This window comes from Pradoshia sp. TA40_28 (genome assembly GCF_059694525.1).
Genome location: NZ_JCATZO010000003.1, coordinates 299,689 through 317,553, shown reverse-complemented (window position 1 = coordinate 317,553; position 17,865 = coordinate 299,689). Strand labels below are relative to the sequence as shown.

Here is a 17,865-nt window from a genome sequence, read left to right as displayed (position 1 = left end):
ATACATCGGAGGGGAACGTTCATGAATAAAGATAAAGTAGTTCTTGCCTATTCAGGGGGATTAGATACATCGGTTGCTATTTCCTGGTTAAAACAAAAGGGATATGACGTTGTGGCATGCTGCCTGGACGTAGGAGAAGGTAAAGATTTAGATTTTATAAAAGAGAAAGCAATTAAGGTTGGTGCTTGTACTTCTTATGTTATAGATGCAAAGGAAGAATTCGCGAATGATTTTGCCTTGATCGCTCTTCAGGCTCATGCGATGTATGAAGGCAAATATCCTTTAATATCAGCTTTATCAAGACCGTTAATCGCTAAAAAGCTGGTAGAAGTAGCGGAAAAGGAGAATGCCGTCGCTGTTGCACATGGCTGTACTGGTAAAGGGAATGACCAGGTACGTTTCGAAGTGTCTATTCAAGCTTTAAATCCAAATTTAAAAGTATTTGCTCCTGTCAGGGAATGGGGCTGGTCTCGTGAAGAGGAAATTGAATATGCTAAACAAAACAATATACCAATTCCGATTAATTTGGATAGTCCCTATTCAATTGATCAAAATTTATGGGGACGCAGTAATGAATGCGGTGTTCTTGAAGATCCTTGGGCAGCTCCTCCGGAAGGCGCATATGATTTAACTGAAGCTCTTGAACATACACCTGATACTCCTGATATGGTAGAGATCACATTTAAAGAAGGAGTACCTATTGCCTTAAATGGCATAGAATATCCATTATCCACACTGATTCTAAATCTTAATCATCTAGCCGGTAAACATGGCGTTGGCAGAATTGATCATGTGGAAAATCGGCTGGTTGGAATTAAATCAAGAGAAATATATGAATGTCCAGGTGCCCTGACATTAATTAAAGCGCATAAGGAACTTGAAGATTTAACAATGGTAAAAGAACTGGCACACTTTAAGCCGGTCATTGAAAAGAAATTAACAGAGCTTATTTATGAAGGGCTATGGTTCTCGCCGCTGAAAGATTCTCTGATTGCCTTTTTGAAACAATCTCAAAGCTTTGTAACGGGTGTCGTTCGCGTTAAATTATTTAAAGGGCATGCCATTGTAGAGGGTCGGAAATCTGATTACTCTCTTTATAATGAAAATCTGGCAACCTATACCTCAGCGGATGAATTTGACCACGGAAGTGCGGTTGGCTTTATCAATTTATGGGGATTACCTACAAAAGTGAACAGCCAGGTTCATATGCAAAAGAAGGTGTCCGTGTGAAAAAACTCTGGGGAGGCAGATTTACGAAAACGGCCGAAGAATGGATTGATACCTTTGGCGCCTCCATCTCTTTTGACCAGGAATTAGTGATGGAAGACCTTGAAGGAAGCCTCGCCCATGTGACGATGCTTGGTGCCTGTGGAATTCTAGTAGAAGAAGAGGTTCAGTTAATTAAGAATGGGCTGAACTCTTTAAAAGCAAAGGCGGAAAAAGGAGAGCTATCTTTTTCGGTAGAATATGAAGATATCCACTTAAATTTAGAGAAATTACTTATAGATGAAATTGGACCGGTTGGAGGAAAATTGCATACGGCCAGAAGCCGTAATGATCAGGTAGCAACTGATATGCATTTATATTTACGAGCCCAGGTCTCAGAAATCATTGATGAAATTACGGAATTCCAAAAAACGCTGGTTCAGGTAGCTGAGAAACATATTGAGACACTTGTTCCGGGATATACTCATTTGCAAAGAGCTCAGCCAATTTCATTAGGTCATCATTTTATGGCGTATTTTTGGATGCTTCAGCGTGATAAGGATCGTTTGCAGGACAGCTTAAAGAGAATTAATCTCTCTCCACTTGGTGCAGGTGCTCTGGCAGGTACCACATTTCCGATTGATCGTGAACTGACTGCTGAGTTAATGGGGTTTGACGGAATATATAAAAATAGTTTGGATGCGGTAAGTGATCGTGACTTTATCGCAGAATTTCTGAATAATGCCTCCTTAATCATGATGCATCTGTCCAGATTCAGCGAGGAAATTATATTATGGTCCAGTCAGGAGTTTCATTTTATCGAGTTAGATGATACTTTTTCAACAGGCTCGAGCATTATGCCTCAAAAGAAAAATCCAGATATGGCTGAGCTGATTCGGGGGAAAACAGGCCGTGTATATGGAAATACGTTTGGCTTATTAACACTCTTAAAAGGCTTGCCGCTTGCTTACAACAAGGATATGCAAGAGGATAAGGAAGGGATGTTCGATACTGTCATAACGGTAAAAGGATCTTTGAAGATTTTTAATGGAATGATCGAGACCATGAAGGTTCATACCGATGTGATGAAGGAAGCGGTTTACAATGATTTTTCAAATGCGACCGAACTGGCTGATTATTTAGCTACAAAGGGAATCCCCTTTCGTGAGGCTCATGAAATCGTCGGTAAATTAGTCCTTTTTTGTATACAAAAAGGATATTACCTGCTCGATATTCCACTCGAAACTCTTAAAGAAGCATCTGATCTTATCGAAGAAGATGTATATGAAGCATTGAAACCGGAAGAGGCTGTGAGAAGAAGAAACAGCGCAGGTGGAACAGGTTTTAACCAGGTGAGAATGGCTATTGATCAAGCTAAGAGTATATTTGATTAATAGTTAATCCGGCAGGAGGCCGAAAAGCTATTAAACATACTTTTGGGAGTAGGACTCACAAAGGTAAGGGAGCTATTTAGGATTTCTTCTGCAGGGACATGTAAAATAGGAAATGAGGAGCGGGCTATCCGCTCTTTTTTTCGGAAAATAGGAAGCAAAATGATACCGCTCCTCCTATTTTGAATTCCTATCCCTAAAAATCATACCAGCTACCTTCCCACCTATGAGAGCCGTAATGCCAGCAAAAAGGCCGGCATATATTGGTTTCTCCCATTCAATTAAAAATCCAGCAATGGTAAGTATAGTACCGACAAATAAACCCGTGAAAATGGCTTCGCGAAATCTAAATTCCCTCTTGCTTCTAACCATTACAGTGCCTCCCGGCTAAGATAAGTTTTTTAACAGACGAACCCCTTTTTTTAAAAAGTTGTGGTGGTGTATCATCAAACAGCCATCCAGTTACACCCTCCACATCTTCAAATATATATTCATGTAGTTCAAAAGATTTGTTTGAATCGTATCCATTCATACGAAAAGAAATCCCATGTGTAAAAGACATGGGATTTCTGGATGTTTATATTGGGTTACTCTGCTACTTTTTGTTCAGCAGGTTTTTCGTCGGAACGAATAACCATTACATCGCATTTTGCATAGCGAATAATGTGTTCGGACACACTTCCGATAAAGAAACGCTCAACAGCATTTAAACCAGTAGCACCACATATAATTAGGTCCACATTAAATGATTTCGCGATATCTTTAGGAATTTTCACTTTTGGAGAGCCAAATTCAATACTAATGGCTACATCTCTTACGCCGGCATCAAGTGCCATTTGTTTATATTCTTCTAAAAGGTCTTTTGCATATTGTTCAGCACTCTCGGAAATGGAAATGCTGTACGCCTCAACTGCAGCAAAGGTACGGTTGTCGACAACATGAGCTAATACTAACCTGGCATCATTTCTTTTAGCCACGTCAATTGCTTTTTTAAACGCCCATTCTGCTTCCTGTGAACCGTCAACTGCCACAAGGATATTATTATAGGATATTGCCATATTAATCTCCTCCTTTAAGTATATTTATATTATACTACAAATTACACGAAAAGTCGGAAAATTATATGAACATATTTTGAAAAGAAGTGGAATTTCTGAAAATAATACAAAATCAGATGTTCTATTTGCAGAGATAATTATTTTAAAATAATTATTAGGGTGATTGTGATTGAAAAGTTTCTTACCCTGTGTATATGATTCTATCTTTCATAAAATAAAAAACAGCGAGGGTTTCTCGCTGTTTGGGGATTATTATAGAGTAACTAATTCTTTCGGGAATTTAGTAAGTATTTCCACGCCGTTTTCAGTCACATACAAGTCATCTTCGATCCGTACACCGGCTTTCCCAGGAACGTATATACCAGGTTCGATTGTAAAGACCATTCCTTCCTGAAGAGGCAGGTTGTTTATTTCGGTTAGGGAAGGATATTCATGCACACTGATACCTAGTCCATGACCAAGACGGTGAGGGAAATAGTCACCATAGCCTTTGTTTCTTATAATATTACGGGCTGTTAAATCGATTTCGGCGCAGGTTTTACCAGGTCGGCAGGCTTCAACAGCAGCAATTTGGGCTTCGAGTACAGTGTTGTAGATTTCCTTCTGAACATCATTTATTTGCCCGTAAGCAACTGTGCGTGTGATATCAGAACAATATCCATCTACGACTACACCTAAGTCAAAGAGGACCAAGTCGCCTTTTTTGACTTTAGTTTGTCCTGGAACTCCGTGAGGAGAAGCGGCATTTTCACCAGTCAGTACCATTGTAGCAAAGGACATTTCCGATACGCCTTCCTTTTTTAATTGATACTCTAATGCAGCCAGTATTTCCATTTCTGTTTTACCTTCTGCAATTTCTTCCGTTCCAATTTTCACGGCATAATCAGCAAGGCGACAAGCTTCTTTAATGATTTTTAACTCAGATGGACTTTTAATCATTCGCAGTTGGCGCATTTTTTCTTCCGCTGATAAGTATGTAGGATGATTTAAAATGGAATTAAGTCCTTCAAGACGTTCCATTGTTAAATGTTCTTTTTCAACTGCTAGTGTTTGAATGTTAATATTTCGTTTTTTTAATGTTTCCTTAATCATTTCCCAAGGATTTTGTGTATCAGATATTCCGAGTACTTCATAGCGCCAGCCAGCTTGTTTTGCATCTGGCACTTCCATTTGGGGGCAAATTAAAATAGGTTCTTCAGTAGGAAAGGCGAGTACAGCCAATAAACGTTCATGAGGGTCGCTATAGAACCCGCTCAGATAAAATACGTTTTCTGTAGATGTAATAAAAGCAGCATCTGCCTGTTTTTCAGTCAGCCAATTTGCCAGTTGGTTTAGGTTGCTCATAATGTCCCTCCATTTAATTTTTTTAAATGTTACTATGTCAGTAGCGTATCAATTATATGATATAAAGTAAATTGTTAGAAAACTAAAAAAAGAGGGTATTTTACTTGGAAAATACAGAAAGGACTGAATGAAATGAAGGTATCCTATCATGGACATTCCGTTGTGAAAATTGAAACAAAAGGGAAGCAATTGCTGATTGATCCGTTTATAACGGGAAATGAATTGACGGATTTAACAGTGGAGGATGTAAAACCAGATTATATTTTAATTACCCATGGACATGATGATCATTTGGGTGATACTGTCCAGTTGGCAAAAAAACATGATGCACTTGTTATTTGTAATTTTGAATTAAGTACATACCTGGGATGGAAAGGTGTAAAAACACATGGCATGTCCATTGGAGGAGCTTATGACTTTGATTTTGGCAGAGTTAAACTGACCCAAGCTTTTCATGGAACGGGATTCGAGGAAAATGGCCAATTGATTTACGGCGGAATGCCTGCTGGACTATTGATTACTGCGGAAGGAAAAACAGTTTACCATGCTGGAGATACAGGGCTGTTTTCAGATATGAAGCTGATTGGGGATCGTCATCCTATTGATTTGGCCTTCTTACCGATCGGAGACAATTTTACTATGGGACCTGAGGATGCTGCCTTGGCTGCAGAATTTCTTCATCCTAAACAAGTAGTTCCTATCCACTATAATACGTTTCCTCCTATTAAGCAGGATCCCTATTATTTTGCATCCTTATGTGAAAAGAATCTTGTTCAGGTGTTAAATCCGGGAGAGTCTATTGAATTATAAAGAGACAAAATGATAGGAGCTAAAAAGGTATTGGATGTAAATCCAATACCTTTTTGATTGTAATGGTATGGCTATTTTCCTTTAAAGACATATCCAAAATCCTTCATATTTCAAATTAGTTTCCTGTATGATCTTAGAGCTTTATGTGTGCTTCTTTTTTTTTCGTTTATTCATATATTTATTCTATAGGAGGGATTAATCAATGAAAATCCGTTATGGAATCTGTTTGGTAAGCAGTTTAGCCATGATGATATGGGCGCTTCCCTATTTATCATTTGAAGGGAGTATGGAAGAAAGTCTTTTTTCATCCGCATGGCTTGTACTGGCATTTAGTGTATTGGGTGGGAATCTATCAGCTATTCTTTATAGAGAGGGGGAAAAACGGACAACCGTACAGGCAAAAAATGCAAAAAAACCCCTTATTTCCAAGCAATATAAAAGGTTACATTGATTGAATGGAGCGTTTCCCATTATAATAGTAATAATGGATAACGAAAAAGGGTGAATAGCTTGGCTACTAAGCATGAACAAATACTAGCATATATTGATGAACTTCCAATCGGTCAAAAAATTTCGGTACGGCAAATTGCAAAAGCACTGACCGTTAGTGAGGGTACCGCCTATCGAGCAATTAAAGAGGCAGAAAATCAAGGGTATGTCAGTACGATTGAAAGAGTTGGAACCATTCGTATTGAACGAAAGAAAAAAGAAAACATAGAGAAACTGACATTTGCTGAGGTAGTCAATATAGTGGAGGGTCAGGTACTTGGAGGCAGAACGGGGCTTCATAAAACACTGAATAAATTTGTCATCGGTGCTATGGAACTGGATGCGATGATGCGTTACACAGAGGCGGGCAATCTTCTAATTGTCGGGAACCGTGTTAAGGCGCACGAACTTGCGTTAACAGCAGGAGCAGCTGTTCTCATTACCGGTGGGTTTGATACGGTAGAATCTGTTAAAAAGCTGGCTGATGAGTTACAAATGCCCGTGATTTCTACTTCTTATGATACCTTTACGGTTGCCACTATGATTAATAGGGCAATTTATGATCAGCTTATCAAAAAGGAAATATTACTTGTTGAAGATATTCTTATTCCAATTGAGCAAACAGAAGTACTGAAAGTGGGCAACACAATAGAACGTTGGACAGAGCTGAATAGAACAACAAAACACAGCCGGTTCCCGGTAGTCGATGAAAATCTTCGTTTACAGGGAATGGTCACATCCAGGGATATTCTTGGACAGGAAGCTTCCGTGCAGATTGAAAAGGTGATGACTAAAGATCCAATTTTTGTAGGGGAAAAGACAAGTGTAGCTTCAGCCGCTCATATGATGGTTTGGGAAGGTATTGAATTACTGCCAGTCGTGGATAATCGTAATCTGTTAATTGGAATCATAAGCAGACAAGATGTTCTGAAGGCACTGCAAATGAGTCAGCGCCAGCCGCAGGTTGGAGAAACAATTGACGATGTTATAGCGAATCAAATGACAGTAGTTCAAGGTGAGGATATTTATCAGTGTGAAGTGACGCCGCAAATGACTAACCACTTAGGGACTATATCGTATGGCGTATTTACGGCAATGGTCATTGAAGCGACAAATAGAGTCATGCGTGGATATAAACGTGGTGAGTTGGTTGTTGAAAATATGACGGTTTATTTCCTTAAGCCTGTGCAGCTTGAGAGCAAGCTGAAAATCGTTCCAAAGGTATTGGAGATCGGCAGGAAGTTTGGAAAAGTTGATATAGAAGTCTTCAATGATGGCAAATTAGTCGGAAAAGCGATGATGACATGCCAATTATTAGAGAGAACGTAATCTGTTATATAAAAAATTGCCTTTATAGGAGCTATAAAGGCAATTTTCCTTATTAAAAGATTAATTCAATGTGATACCTTATTTCATAGCTGCCTGATATTCCTCTTCAGCCAGGGGAGCATAATGTTTATACATTTTTATACCGTTATAAACACTCATTCCACCTACTAGGATGAAGATGGCAGCAACGATATAGGTAACAGCCATATCAAAGAGGAATAGCTGATTAAGGCCAAATAGAGCTACAAATAATCCTAACGCAATTGAGGATTTCCCGGTTAAATAGGCCCTTTGCATGGGCAGCTTGGTTCTGAAATACTTTGTCTTATAGTAAATAAAGAAAGAAAAAGACATTACAATTAAAAATACGAATATTTTCATGTGCTGGTGCCTCCAAATGGTTTGTATTCCTATATTGTACAAGAAGTTGAAAAAATGTACCAATTATGGATTTCTGTACCTTTATAGGATTTTTATTTATATAGGAAGGCCAGTCGAATGGAATACATAAATAAGCAATTAGAAAAAGGAGAATAGCGATGAAAGAACGGATTATAGAGGCGATTAAAAAGTACGAAACAATTATTCTGCACAGGCATGTCCGACCGGACCCTGACGCTTATGGTTCACAATGTGGATTAGGTGAAATCATTAAATATTCTTTCCCGGAAAAAAAGGTTTTTATGGTTGGGCAAGAAGAGGAATCTCTCCATTTTTTAAAGCGTCTTGATGTGATTTCTGATGAAGTTTATGAAGGGGCTTTGGTCATTGTATGTGATACAGCCAATCAGGCAAGGGTCTGTGATCAGCGTTATACGAAAGGTGATATGCTCATTAAAATAGACCATCATCCAAATGAGGATCCATACGGAGATCTTTTATGGGTAGATACATCAGCCAGCTCTTGCAGTGAAATGATTTATGAATTATTTGAGTATGGAAAAGACAAAGGTTTACATATGAATCAAGAAGCAGCACGCTTATTATATGCAGGGATTGTTGGTGACACGGGAAGATTCCTTTATCCAAGCACGTCTGATAAAACATTCCTGTATGCAGGTGAGCTAATACAATATGGATTTGATCGCTCAGACATTTATAATGGCATGTATGATGTAGATGAAGCGGTCGTCCGCCTGAATGGATATGTATTTGAAAACTTTAAAATAATGGATTCAGGAGTAGGTGTAGTCGTTATTAAGCAGGAAACGATGAACCAATTCGGTGTAAAACCGTCCGAAGCTTCTTTGCTCGTTAGTACATTAGGGTCTGTAAAGGGAATCAATGCATGGGTATTCTTTATAGAAGAAAATGAGGAAATACGTGTTCGCCTAAGATCGAAAGGTCCTGTCATTAATGGAGTAGCCATGAAATACAATGGAGGAGGCCATCCTATGGCATCTGGAGCTACTATTTACAATTGGGACGATATGGATCATGTCATTCAAGATCTCGTACAGGTTTGCTCTGACTACTTAGCCTAAATAATACGTTTGACAGCCAGGTACCCAATTGGTGTGCCTGGCTGTTTTTAAATTTGTTTTATCGATAGATCAATTTCGATATGTGTGTAAATAATTAATTCTTTGACTTCTAATTGGTAGTTTCTACCGTTTATTTTGATATTTTTATTAATGACAGCTCTCTTAAGGAGCTCTTTTCCGCGGCTGACGCTTTCCAAATCTTTGCCTAATAAACTGTCAAAATCTTTCTTGATGCTTTGCTCTACTTCAAAGATACTGAGCGGGTCTAGTCTATATTTTTTATAATTTGTTATACGGACAGATAGATCCTGTACGAGTAATTTACTTTCATTTTTCTTATTCAAAATTTCATATTCATTTTGCCATATTTCCACTTCATCGTGTAATTCTTTAATGGCATTCTGTTGTGTTTCTATCAACTGAATCTGTTTTTCCTGCAGGTCACCAAACATATACAAAAAAAGAGCCCAGCTAATGATCGCTCCCATAATCATTCCTGCAAAAAAACGCTGCCATAGGGGGTTGCGATAATACGGTGGGATTCTCATGGATTCAAGTGCTCCTGTGTCAGCCATTGGATAATGAGAGCGCCGGCCTGAGCACCTCCAAGGGCGGATATAATTATCAAAATTTGTTTGAATAAATCTTTGGTTGCTCCGTGAAAGATGCCTCGTTCAAATGAATATACTGCATCAAATGTTCCGCCGATAGCTGCTACAATAGCCCAAATTCTCAATCCTTCGGAAAGGCGGAATACGTGAGTTAAGGGTGGTTGACCGGTTATAAAAGCAGCGAGTCCTCCGATTAATGATCCGCCTAATAAAACACCAAATGATATAAAAAAACTGTTTATAAAAGCAGGTAAAAAAGCTTGGTTCATCATCCTCGTCCTTTTTGTTTTTTTTACATATATATGAGGGCGGGATAATCAATATGTACTTGACCAAAAAGTTATCCAACTTTCACCGAACATATTTTCTTTTTAGGCATTGGACTTCTATAATAGAGATAAGAGAAAATTTCTCCTACTTACTAAAATGTTAATTAAGGATGTGACAAAAGAATGTCATTAATCCATCTTCATGTATATAGCGCTTATAGTCTTCTCGAGAGTACGTTATCGATTAAAGATATTGTTACCTCGGCGAAGAATAATGGTTTCAGCAGTATAGCACTAACAGATCGTAATGTTATGTATGGGGCCGTGTCTTTTTACAAGGAATGCATGGCCCAAGGAATCAAGCCTATTATCGGTTTGACTGCAGATATATTTGACGATGAAGAGCATAAAAGCTACCCTCTTATTTTGCTAGCGAAGGATAATGAGGGATATCATAACTTGATGAAAATATCGAGTGCGATTCAAACAAAGTCACCGAATGGATTACCATTCAGATGGCTGAAAGGATATGCAAGAGGTCTTATTGCCATTTCTCCTGGTAGAGAAGGGGAAATTGAGAGTGCGCTTACAGAGCGTGACAGTGAGGCAGAGAAGATCCTGTTAAAATATAAAAAATTGTTTGGCAATCATTCTTTCTATCTTACATTACCTAAATCCCATACAGACGATATGGGACGTGAGCTGATCAAGCGATTGGCTGACCATACAAACACCAAGCTTGTCGCAACTCAACATATTTGTTATTTGAAAGAGGAAGACTCACTGGCTTATCAGGCTTTAACTTGTTTGAAAAACAATCTAAAAGTAGAAGAACTTAATTATGTCGAATTGCCTATGGATGAAAAGAAGCATTTTGCTAGTCATTCTGAAATGATGGAATGGTATTCATCCGATGTGGAGGCGCTCGAAAATACGATTCATATAGCTGAACAATGCCAAGTAACATTGGAATTCCATCAAAGGTTACTTCCAAAGTTCCCAGTTCCAAATGATTTGTCAGCTCATCAGTATTTGACGGAAATTTGCAAGAAAGGATTCGCAAAACGTTATTCGAATCCAGATAAAAAGCATTATGAACGGTTGGAATTTGAATTGTCTGTTATTTCATCTATGGGATTCAGTGATTACTTCTTGATTGTTTGGGACTTTATGAATCATGCCAATAGACAAGGAATTCTTACTGGACCAGGACGTGGATCGGCTGCAGGGTCGATGGTTGCCTACGTACTTGGAATTACTAATGTAGACCCGATCAAATACAACCTCTTATTTGAGAGATTTCTGAATCCGCAAAGGGTGACAATGCCTGATATTGACATCGATTTTCCAGATAATCGCAGAGAAGAAATAATCCGTTACGTAGCAAATAAATATGGACCTATCCATGTGGCGCAAATTATCACATTTGGTACATTTGGAGCAAAGGCAGCTTTGCGGGATGCAGGCAGAGTATGTGGATTAAATACGAAGGAGCTGGATATGCTTTCTCGTTCCTTGCCTTCTATTAACGGGTTAACCATACAAACCGCCGAATCTGAATCTAGTCGTTTCCGTTCATGGATAAACGAGTCAGCTCTTCACAAACAAATCTATGAAATTGCAAGAAAATGGGAAGGTCTGCCAAGGCATACCTCCATACATGCGGCGGGAGTTATTATTACCGATCAGCCGCTGACGGATTTAATTCCGATTCAAGAGGGGCATGAGGGCGTCTATTTGACGCAATTCCCGATGGAGATTTTAGAAGAAATCGGCCTTTTAAAAATGGATTTTCTAGGACTTCGAAATTTAACCTTACTTGATCAAATTGTAAAACAGATTAATCGGTTATCAGGCACAAAGATTACATTAAATCAGATTCCATTGGATGATACGAATACATTTGAATTATTAAGCAGGGGATTAACTTCAGGGATCTTTCAGTTCGAATCCTCTGGCATGCAAAATGTCCTCAAAAAACTAAAACCGACTGTCTTCGAAGATTTAGTGGCAGTTAATGCTCTCTACAGACCTGGTCCAATGGATAATATCCCTACCTTTATCAATCGAAAACATGGAAATGAGCCCATCGCATTTCCGATTCCTGAATTAGAAACGATTCTTAAATCTACTTACGGGATTATTGTGTATCAAGAGCAAATTATTCAGATTGCTTCCACGATGGCCGGATTCAGTTTAGGAGAAGCAGATTTACTGAGACGAGCTGTGAGTAAGAAGAAAAAAGATGTGCTGGATGAACAAAGAGTTCATTTCGTAAATGGGGCGACTTCTAAAGGATATGAACATCATATAGCTAATGAAGTCTATGACTTAATCGTCCGGTTTGCAAACTATGGATTTAATAGAAGCCACGCGGTTGCCTACAGCTTGATTGCTTATCAATTGGCCTATTTAAAAGCAAATTATTTTTCAAGCTTTATGGCAGGGTTAATGACATCCGTGATTGGAAACGATGAAAAAATAGCTCAGTATGTTCAGGAATTAAAATCGAAAGAGTATGCTGTTCTTCCACCTTCAATCAATAAAAGCCATTTCCCTTTTATTCTTGAAGGAGAAGAAGGAGTGCGCTATAGCTTAGCAGCTGTGAAGGGAATTGGAGCATCTGTCTTAAAAGAAATTGTCGCGGCACGAAAGAATGGTCCATTCGAAGATTTATTTGACTTCTGTATACGTATTCCATCACGTATAATAAATAGAAAAATATTGGAAAATTTATGTTATGCCGGTGCATTTGACGAGTTTAACATGGACAGGGCCAGCATTCTCGCGAGTATCGACGTGGCATTGGAACATGCCGAGTTGGTTCGTCCCGATTCGGAAGAAGGCGGCTTTTTTGATGCAGATGATATGTTTATTAAGCCAAAATATATAGTGGTAGATTCGATGCCAACGGATAAAAAATTACAGAAAGAAAAAGAAGTCCTTGGCTTATACTTATCTGACCATCCCATCAGTGGGTTCAGACCGATATTGAAAAATGCAGGTGCACTACCTCTTTCTAAGTTTTCGTTGAACTCAACAGGATTCATTGGTGCTTATATACAATCTGTTAAATCAATACGTACAAAAAAAGGCGAAAGTATGGCATTCCTGGTTCTTAGCGACGAAACGGGAGATATGGAGGCAGTTGCTTTCCCAAATGTGTACAAGCAATACTCGTCCATTTTAAAAGAAGGAAGTTTAGTTTTACTGGAAGGAAAACTGGAAGAGCGAAATGGCAAGAAACAATTTGTCATTCAAAATCTGTATGATTTAGAGAATGATACTCCTAAAATAAAGGAACTGTTTAAATCTTTATATATAAAGGTTGCTCCGAATGTTCAAACGAGTAAAACACTAACCACCATTCGAAACATTTTAAATCGATACCGAGGAAACACCAAAGTATATGTTTATTATGAAAAAGAGGCAAAAACGATACAGTTGTCCAGAGAAAACTGGGTTAATCCTACACCTGCCTTATTAACGGATTTAGAAGGAATTATAGGGGAAGGAAATGTTTTAATCAAAGAAGATTAACTATGTACAAGACTGAATATTGTGATATATTTACAATATAATTTCAGGTCTGACCAAAAATGGATGAAATTGTCTTTATATCATAAAAAGGGGTGTAGGTAATTGACATTAAGAGAAGAAGCGTTGCATATGCATCGTGTAAATAAAGGGAAACTGGAAACAGTAGCCAAGGTACCATTGCGGGATGCACACGATTTAAGTCTTGCATATTCTCCTGGTGTAGCCGAGCCATGTAAAGTTATTCATGATAAGCCTGAGGCAGTATATGAATATACTATTAAGGGTAATATGGTGGCTGTTGTATCAGATGGAACAGCAGTATTGGGACTTGGTAATATTGGTCCGGAAGCAGCATTGCCGGTAATGGAAGGAAAAGCATTACTTTTTAAAGGATTTGCTGGAGTGGATGCATTTCCGATTTGTTTAAATACGAACGATGTTGATAAAATTGTAGAGACAGTAAAATTACTTGAACCTACTTTTGGCGGGATCAATTTAGAAGATATTGCTGCTCCAAACTGTTTTGTCATTGAAGAAAGACTTAAAAAGGAAACGAATATTCCCGTTTTCCATGACGATCAGCATGGTACAGCCATTGTAACGGTGGCTGGTTTGGTTAATGCCTTGAAACTATCCAATAAAAAAATGTCTGAGATTAAAGTGGTAGCGAACGGTGCAGGGGCTGCCGGTATAGCTATTATTAAACTTCTTTATAACTTTGGTGTACGCGATTTAATTATGTGTGATAGCAAAGGAGCCATTTATGAAGAACGTCCATATGGTATGAATACGGTTAAAGCACAAGTGGCTAAGTATACGAATAGAGCTCATTTAGAAGGAAGCCTGGAAGATGTCATTCAAGATGCAGATGTCTTTATAGGTGTATCGGTTGCCGGCGCATTGACACCAGAAATGGTTAAATCAATGGCCCCAGATCCAATCATTTTCGCAATGGCAAATCCAGTACCTGAAATCATGCCGAGTTTGGCTAAAGAAGCGGGAGCTGCTGTTGTCGGAACCGGAAGATCAGATTTTCCGAACCAGGTAAATAATGTTTTAGCCTTCCCTGGAATCTTTAGAGGGGCTCTTGATGTCAGGGCAACTCATATTAATGAGAAGATGAAGGTTGCAGCTGTTGAGGCGATTGCCAGTCTGATTGCAGATGAAGAATTGCATGCGGATTATGTCATACCGGCTCCTTTTGATCCACGGGTTGCGCCTGCAGTAGCTGCAGCTGTTGCAAAAGCGGCAATGGAAACAGGGGTTGCAAGATTAAAAGTGGACCCTGAAGAAATCAGAAAGAAGACTGAATTACTATCCTCTATTGGAAAAAGTGAGTGATGACAGATGGAACAGCAGCAAGTTGAGGGACAGTCCAAAGTATATCTAGAAATAGTTCGCAAACTGCAAAAAATGATTGAAGAAGATCATCTTGTTTCAGGAGATAAAATTCCCTCTGAACGGGAACTGTCTGATCGTTTAAATGTTGGCCGTTCCTCAGTAAGAGAAGCTTTGAGAGCACTGGAGCTTTTAGGGCTGATTGAAACGAGAAGAGGAGAAGGAACGTTTATCCATGATTTCCAAGAGCATAAGCTTGTAGAATTACTGGGCTCATTCTTTGTTTTAGAAGGTAAAACGAAGAAAGATCTTATTGAAGTGAAAGTATTGTTAGAAAAAGATTGTATACGAATAATGGCTGAATTTAATCGGAAAAATCCAGAGGCTAGTAAAGATTTATATACTTGGGCCAAAAACAATACATTTACTGATGAGGCCTACTTCTCTAGATTGGCCAGATTAACTGAAAATCGATTGATGGAACGAATATGGAAAACGGTAAACAGTTATTGCAAAGCATCTGGTTATGAATTTCTTATTAAGGATCGAAAGCAATATATCATTTTAGCAAATGCACTTGAAAATGGTCAAAAAGATGAAGCACTCGAAATTTATGAAACAAAAATTAGGGGTTATGCGAAAAGTGAATAAACAACTCTGAGTTATTGGCCTTATATAGGTACGTTTTGTAAACTATATAGGGCCAAAATCATAAACCTTACAGATCTTTTCACTCAATGAGTCTCTATACTAGGACCAAAGATTGAGAGAGGGGAAGGTTTTTTTGTTATTCGAGATGATCAAAGACTGAATAAGTACCATTTATTTTCACTGCTTCTGCTTTTTTAGAGAATGGCTTGAAAGCTGGAATAGATAGGAATGTCAGAGACATTTCGTTTTCTGCATGCAGATAAGAAAAGGAAATTAAGCAAGTAGTTTGTACTATTACCATAGTCTGTATATATCTGAAGGGATGGCAGGTATAATAGACAGGGTGGTTTGGTAATCAAAGTCAGATGTATTGCTGGGCCATTGATGTACTGCAATATGAAAGGGGATCGAGAGTTTTGTTGAAAGACATGTTTTCTCGCACAAAAAAGAAGAAGTATGCAACTATTCCTTCAGAGCAAGCTAAACAAGATGTCCCAGAAGGAATTATGACGAAATGCCCTTCCTGTAAAAATATTAAATACTCTAAAGAAATAGTAAAGAATGATAAAGTTTGCCCAAAATGTGGGTATCATCACCCGATGAATGCAGTTGAACGTTTAAACAGCTTATTGGATGAAGGCTCATTTGAGGAGTATGATCGTGGGATGATTTCTGGAAATCCATTAAATTTCCCTAATTATACAGAAAAGTTAAATAGCGATCGAATGAAAACAAATCAAAATGAAGCTGTAGTAACAGGGGTAGGTCGAATTAGTGGTCAGACCACTGTGGTCGCCATAATGGATTCAACGTTTAGGATGGGCAGTATGGGTTCTGTGGTAGGTGAAAAGATTACAAGAGCCATTGAAAAAGCTGATGAATTAAAAGTACCATTTATTATCTTTACTGCCTCTGGTGGAGCCAGAATGCAAGAGGGAGTTATAAGTCTCATGCAAATGGCGAAAACAAGTGCGGCTTTAAACCGTTTTAGTGAACGGAAAGGCTTGATTATATCGGTTATGACTCATCCGACAACCGGTGGAGTGTCAGCGAGTTTCGCATCACTTGGAGATTATAATCTTGCAGAACCCGGTGCTTTAATAGGCTTTGCGGGTCGTCGTATTATCGAACAAACAATCCATGAAAAATTACCGGAGGATTTTCAAACGGCTGAATTCCTGTTAAAACACGGTCAATTAGATGCAGTAGTACCCAGGTGTGAAATGAAGCATACATTGGCTACTATCATTGATATTCATACAACAGGAGGGGATCAATAATGCCGGGAGAATTGTCATTTGAAAAACCGATACAGGATCTTCAAAAAAAAATAAATGAATTAAAGAAAATGACTACGTATTCGGACGGAGATTTTACAGAAGAAATAGAAAAGCTGGAAGAACGACTGGCGCAATTGGAAAAAGATTTGTATCAAAATATTAAACCCTGGGATCGTGTTGAAATAGCCAGGTATTCCATGCGGCCTACGACCTGCGACTATATAGAACAATTATTTACGTCATTCTTTGAGTGTCATGGGGATCGGCTTTTTGGTGACGATGAAGCAATAGTAGGTGGTATAGCTAAGTATCATGGAATGCCTGTGACCGTAATTGGCCATCAGCGGGGTAAAGACACAAAAGATAATATACGCCGAAATTTTGGAATGCCTCATCCAGAAGGATACAGAAAAGCTTTGCGATTGATGAAGCAGGCAGAAAAGTTCGGAAGACCTATAATTTGTTTTATTGATACAAAGGGAGCTTATCCGGGTAAAGCGGCAGAAGAACGTGGACAAAGTGAGGCTATTGCTAGGAATTTATTCGAAATGGCTGGTTTAAAAGTACCAATCGTGTGTATTGTAATTGGTGAAGGCGGAAGTGGTGGAGCATTGGCACTTGGTGTAGGCGATCATATACATATGCTTGAGAATTCAACCTACTCCGTCATTTCTCCTGAAGGTGCTGCATCCATCCTCTGGAAAGATGCGTCCATGGCAAAAAAAGCGGCAGAATCGATGAAGATTACGGCACCTGATTTGAAGGAGCTCGGTATTATTGATGAAATTATACCGGAAGTGCTTGGCGGAGCCCACCGTTCGGTTAAAGACCAGGCAGAGAAGATAGATGAAATTTTACGAAAGTCGCTGGATTCTCTAAAAGAAATGAGCGGCGAGGAATTAGTCAATAAAAGATACGATAAATATAAAAATATAGGGAAGTACGAATTATCGACTCCATTTGTAACAAATCATTAGACGTACATATATATGTACGTTTCTTTTTTTATAATTTGGGGAAAAATACACGTAATGTCCATTTTTTTAAAATTCCCTTGAAAATAAT

18 protein-coding genes are annotated in these 17,865 nt (G+C 38.6%); 11 read left to right on the top strand and 7 right to left on the bottom strand.

The window, feature by feature from the left end; translation table 11 throughout:
* Nucleotides 1-21: 21 nt before the first annotated feature.
* Both AC58NB_RS05620 and argH read left to right on the top strand, forming a co-directional pair.
* Nucleotides 22-1,230 carry an argininosuccinate synthase gene (locus AC58NB_RS05620; protein WP_497425838.1) on the top strand — a complete coding sequence of 403 codons (1,209 nt, stop codon included), beginning with the start codon at nt 22-24 and terminating at the stop codon, nt 1,228-1,230.
* Nucleotides 1,227-2,600, top strand: a complete 1,374-nt coding sequence (gene argH / locus AC58NB_RS05615) for an argininosuccinate lyase (protein ID WP_497425914.1) — start codon at nt 1,227-1,229, stop codon at nt 2,598-2,600. The genes AC58NB_RS05620 and argH overlap by 4 nt, the downstream gene beginning before the upstream one ends.
* Nucleotides 2,601-2,774: 174 nt before the next feature.
* Here argH and AC58NB_RS05610 read toward each other — a convergent pair whose 3' ends face one another.
* The 3 genes from AC58NB_RS05610 to AC58NB_RS05600 form a co-directional block, all read right to left on the bottom strand.
* Nucleotides 2,775-2,969: a hypothetical protein gene (locus AC58NB_RS05610; protein WP_497425837.1), complete on the bottom strand. Its 195-nt coding sequence runs from the start codon at nt 2,967-2,969 to the stop codon at nt 2,775-2,777.
* A gap of 215 nt (nt 2,970-3,184) precedes the next feature.
* On the bottom strand, nt 3,185-3,655 hold the full coding sequence (locus tag AC58NB_RS05605) for a universal stress protein (RefSeq protein ID WP_497425836.1): 471 nt from the start codon (nt 3,653-3,655) through the stop codon (nt 3,185-3,187).
* Between the two features lie 252 nt (nt 3,656-3,907).
* On the bottom strand, nt 3,908-4,999 hold the full coding sequence (locus AC58NB_RS05600) for a M24 family metallopeptidase (RefSeq protein WP_497425835.1): 1,092 nt from the start codon (nt 4,997-4,999) through the stop codon (nt 3,908-3,910).
* 132 nt (nt 5,000-5,131) lie between these two features.
* Between AC58NB_RS05600 and AC58NB_RS05595 the strand changes: the two genes are divergently transcribed.
* The 3 genes from AC58NB_RS05595 (at nt 5,132) to AC58NB_RS05585 (ending at nt 7,627) form a co-directional block, all read left to right on the top strand.
* The gene (locus AC58NB_RS05595; protein WP_497425834.1) at nt 5,132-5,809 is read left to right on the top strand and encodes a metal-dependent hydrolase; all 678 of its coding nucleotides are present in this window, start codon (nt 5,132-5,134) and stop codon (nt 5,807-5,809) included.
* Nucleotides 5,810-6,011: 202 nt separating this feature from the next.
* Entirely contained in the window at nt 6,012-6,260 is a 249-nt protein-coding gene (locus AC58NB_RS05590) for a hypothetical protein (RefSeq protein ID WP_497425833.1), read from the top strand.
* Between the two features lie 59 nt (nt 6,261-6,319).
* A complete protein-coding gene (locus AC58NB_RS05585) occupies nt 6,320-7,627 on the top strand; it encodes a DRTGG domain-containing protein (protein WP_497425832.1) in 1,308 nt (435 codons plus the stop codon).
* A 78-nt stretch (nt 7,628-7,705) separates the two neighbouring features.
* Here the strand turns inward: AC58NB_RS05585 and AC58NB_RS05580 are convergent, their stop codons facing one another.
* Nucleotides 7,706-8,008 carry a YtpI family protein gene (locus tag AC58NB_RS05580; protein WP_497425831.1) on the bottom strand — a complete coding sequence of 101 codons (303 nt, stop codon included), beginning with the start codon at nt 8,006-8,008 and terminating at the stop codon, nt 7,706-7,708.
* Nucleotides 8,009-8,166: 158 nt separating this feature from the next.
* On the opposite strand from AC58NB_RS05580, the gene AC58NB_RS05575 reads away from it, so the two are divergent.
* Nucleotides 8,167-9,111 (top strand): DHH family phosphoesterase, encoded by a 945-nt coding sequence (locus tag AC58NB_RS05575; protein ID WP_497425830.1) that lies wholly within the window; start codon nt 8,167-8,169, stop codon nt 9,109-9,111.
* 47 nt (nt 9,112-9,158) lie between these two features.
* Here the strand turns inward: AC58NB_RS05575 and ytrI are convergent, their stop codons facing one another.
* Both ytrI and ytrH read right to left on the bottom strand, forming a co-directional pair.
* The gene (ytrI, locus tag AC58NB_RS05570; RefSeq protein ID WP_497425829.1) at nt 9,159-9,686 is read right to left on the bottom strand and encodes a sporulation membrane protein YtrI; all 528 of its coding nucleotides are present in this window, start codon (nt 9,684-9,686) and stop codon (nt 9,159-9,161) included.
* Nucleotides 9,656-9,991: a sporulation membrane protein YtrH gene (gene ytrH / locus AC58NB_RS05565; protein ID WP_497425828.1), complete on the bottom strand. Its 336-nt coding sequence runs from the start codon at nt 9,989-9,991 to the stop codon at nt 9,656-9,658. Before ytrH ends, ytrI begins: the two co-directional genes overlap by 31 nt.
* Nucleotides 9,992-10,174: 183 nt before the next feature.
* Between ytrH and dnaE the strand changes: the two genes are divergently transcribed.
* The 3 genes from dnaE (at nt 10,175) to AC58NB_RS05550 (ending at nt 15,520) form a co-directional block, all read left to right on the top strand.
* Nucleotides 10,175-13,531: a DNA polymerase III subunit alpha gene (dnaE, locus tag AC58NB_RS05560; RefSeq protein ID WP_497425827.1), complete on the top strand. Its 3,357-nt coding sequence runs from the start codon at nt 10,175-10,177 to the stop codon at nt 13,529-13,531.
* Nucleotides 13,532-13,633: 102 nt separating this feature from the next.
* Nucleotides 13,634-14,872: an NADP-dependent malic enzyme gene (gene ystJ / locus AC58NB_RS05555; protein ID WP_497425826.1), complete on the top strand. Its 1,239-nt coding sequence runs from the start codon at nt 13,634-13,636 to the stop codon at nt 14,870-14,872.
* Nucleotides 14,873-14,878: 6 nt separating this feature from the next.
* On the top strand, nt 14,879-15,520 hold the full coding sequence (locus AC58NB_RS05550) for a FadR/GntR family transcriptional regulator (protein WP_497425825.1): 642 nt from the start codon (nt 14,879-14,881) through the stop codon (nt 15,518-15,520).
* Nucleotides 15,521-15,656: 136 nt separating this feature from the next.
* Here the strand turns inward: AC58NB_RS05550 and AC58NB_RS05545 are convergent, their stop codons facing one another.
* Nucleotides 15,657-15,821: a hypothetical protein gene (locus tag AC58NB_RS05545; protein ID WP_497425824.1), complete on the bottom strand. Its 165-nt coding sequence runs from the start codon at nt 15,819-15,821 to the stop codon at nt 15,657-15,659.
* Between the two features lie 115 nt (nt 15,822-15,936).
* Between AC58NB_RS05545 and accD the strand changes: the two genes are divergently transcribed.
* Both accD and accA read left to right on the top strand, forming a co-directional pair.
* Nucleotides 15,937-16,800 carry an acetyl-CoA carboxylase, carboxyltransferase subunit beta gene (gene accD / locus AC58NB_RS05540; protein WP_497425823.1) on the top strand — a complete coding sequence of 288 codons (864 nt, stop codon included), beginning with the start codon at nt 15,937-15,939 and terminating at the stop codon, nt 16,798-16,800.
* Nucleotides 16,800-17,777, top strand: coding sequence for an acetyl-CoA carboxylase carboxyl transferase subunit alpha (gene accA, locus AC58NB_RS05535; RefSeq protein WP_497425822.1), 978 nt, complete (start codon nt 16,800-16,802; stop codon nt 17,775-17,777). The genes accD and accA overlap by 1 nt, the downstream gene beginning before the upstream one ends.
* Nucleotides 17,778-17,865: the final 88 nt, after the last annotated feature.

Coding starts and splice junctions, on each gene's coding strand:
- AC58NB_RS05590 (WP_497425833.1), top strand. CDS start 6,012: ATGAAAATCCGTTATGGAATCTGTTTGGTAAGCAGTTTAGCCATGATG.
- AC58NB_RS05575 (WP_497425830.1), top strand. CDS start 8,167: ATGAAAGAACGGATTATAGAGGCGATTAAAAAGTACGAAACAATTATT.
- ytrH (WP_497425828.1), bottom strand. CDS start 9,991: ATGAACCAAGCTTTTTTACCTGCTTTTATAAACAGTTTTTTTATATCA.
- AC58NB_RS05600 (WP_497425835.1), bottom strand. CDS start 4,999: ATGAGCAACCTAAACCAACTGGCAAATTGGCTGACTGAAAAACAGGCA.
- AC58NB_RS05545 (WP_497425824.1), bottom strand. CDS start 15,821: ATGGTAATAGTACAAACTACTTGCTTAATTTCCTTTTCTTATCTGCAT.
- accA (WP_497425822.1), top strand. CDS start 16,800: ATGCCGGGAGAATTGTCATTTGAAAAACCGATACAGGATCTTCAAAAA.
- AC58NB_RS05580 (WP_497425831.1), bottom strand. CDS start 8,008: ATGAAAATATTCGTATTTTTAATTGTAATGTCTTTTTCTTTCTTTATT.
- AC58NB_RS05610 (WP_497425837.1), bottom strand. CDS start 2,969: ATGGTTAGAAGCAAGAGGGAATTTAGATTTCGCGAAGCCATTTTCACG.
- ytrI (WP_497425829.1), bottom strand. CDS start 9,686: ATGGCTGACACAGGAGCACTTGAATCCATGAGAATCCCACCGTATTAT.
- AC58NB_RS05605 (WP_497425836.1), bottom strand. CDS start 3,655: ATGGCAATATCCTATAATAATATCCTTGTGGCAGTTGACGGTTCACAG.
- AC58NB_RS05620 (WP_497425838.1), top strand. CDS start 22: ATGAATAAAGATAAAGTAGTTCTTGCCTATTCAGGGGGATTAGATACA.
- AC58NB_RS05550 (WP_497425825.1), top strand. CDS start 14,879: ATGGAACAGCAGCAAGTTGAGGGACAGTCCAAAGTATATCTAGAAATA.
- AC58NB_RS05595 (WP_497425834.1), top strand. CDS start 5,132: ATGAAGGTATCCTATCATGGACATTCCGTTGTGAAAATTGAAACAAAA.
- dnaE (WP_497425827.1), top strand. CDS start 10,175: ATGTCATTAATCCATCTTCATGTATATAGCGCTTATAGTCTTCTCGAG.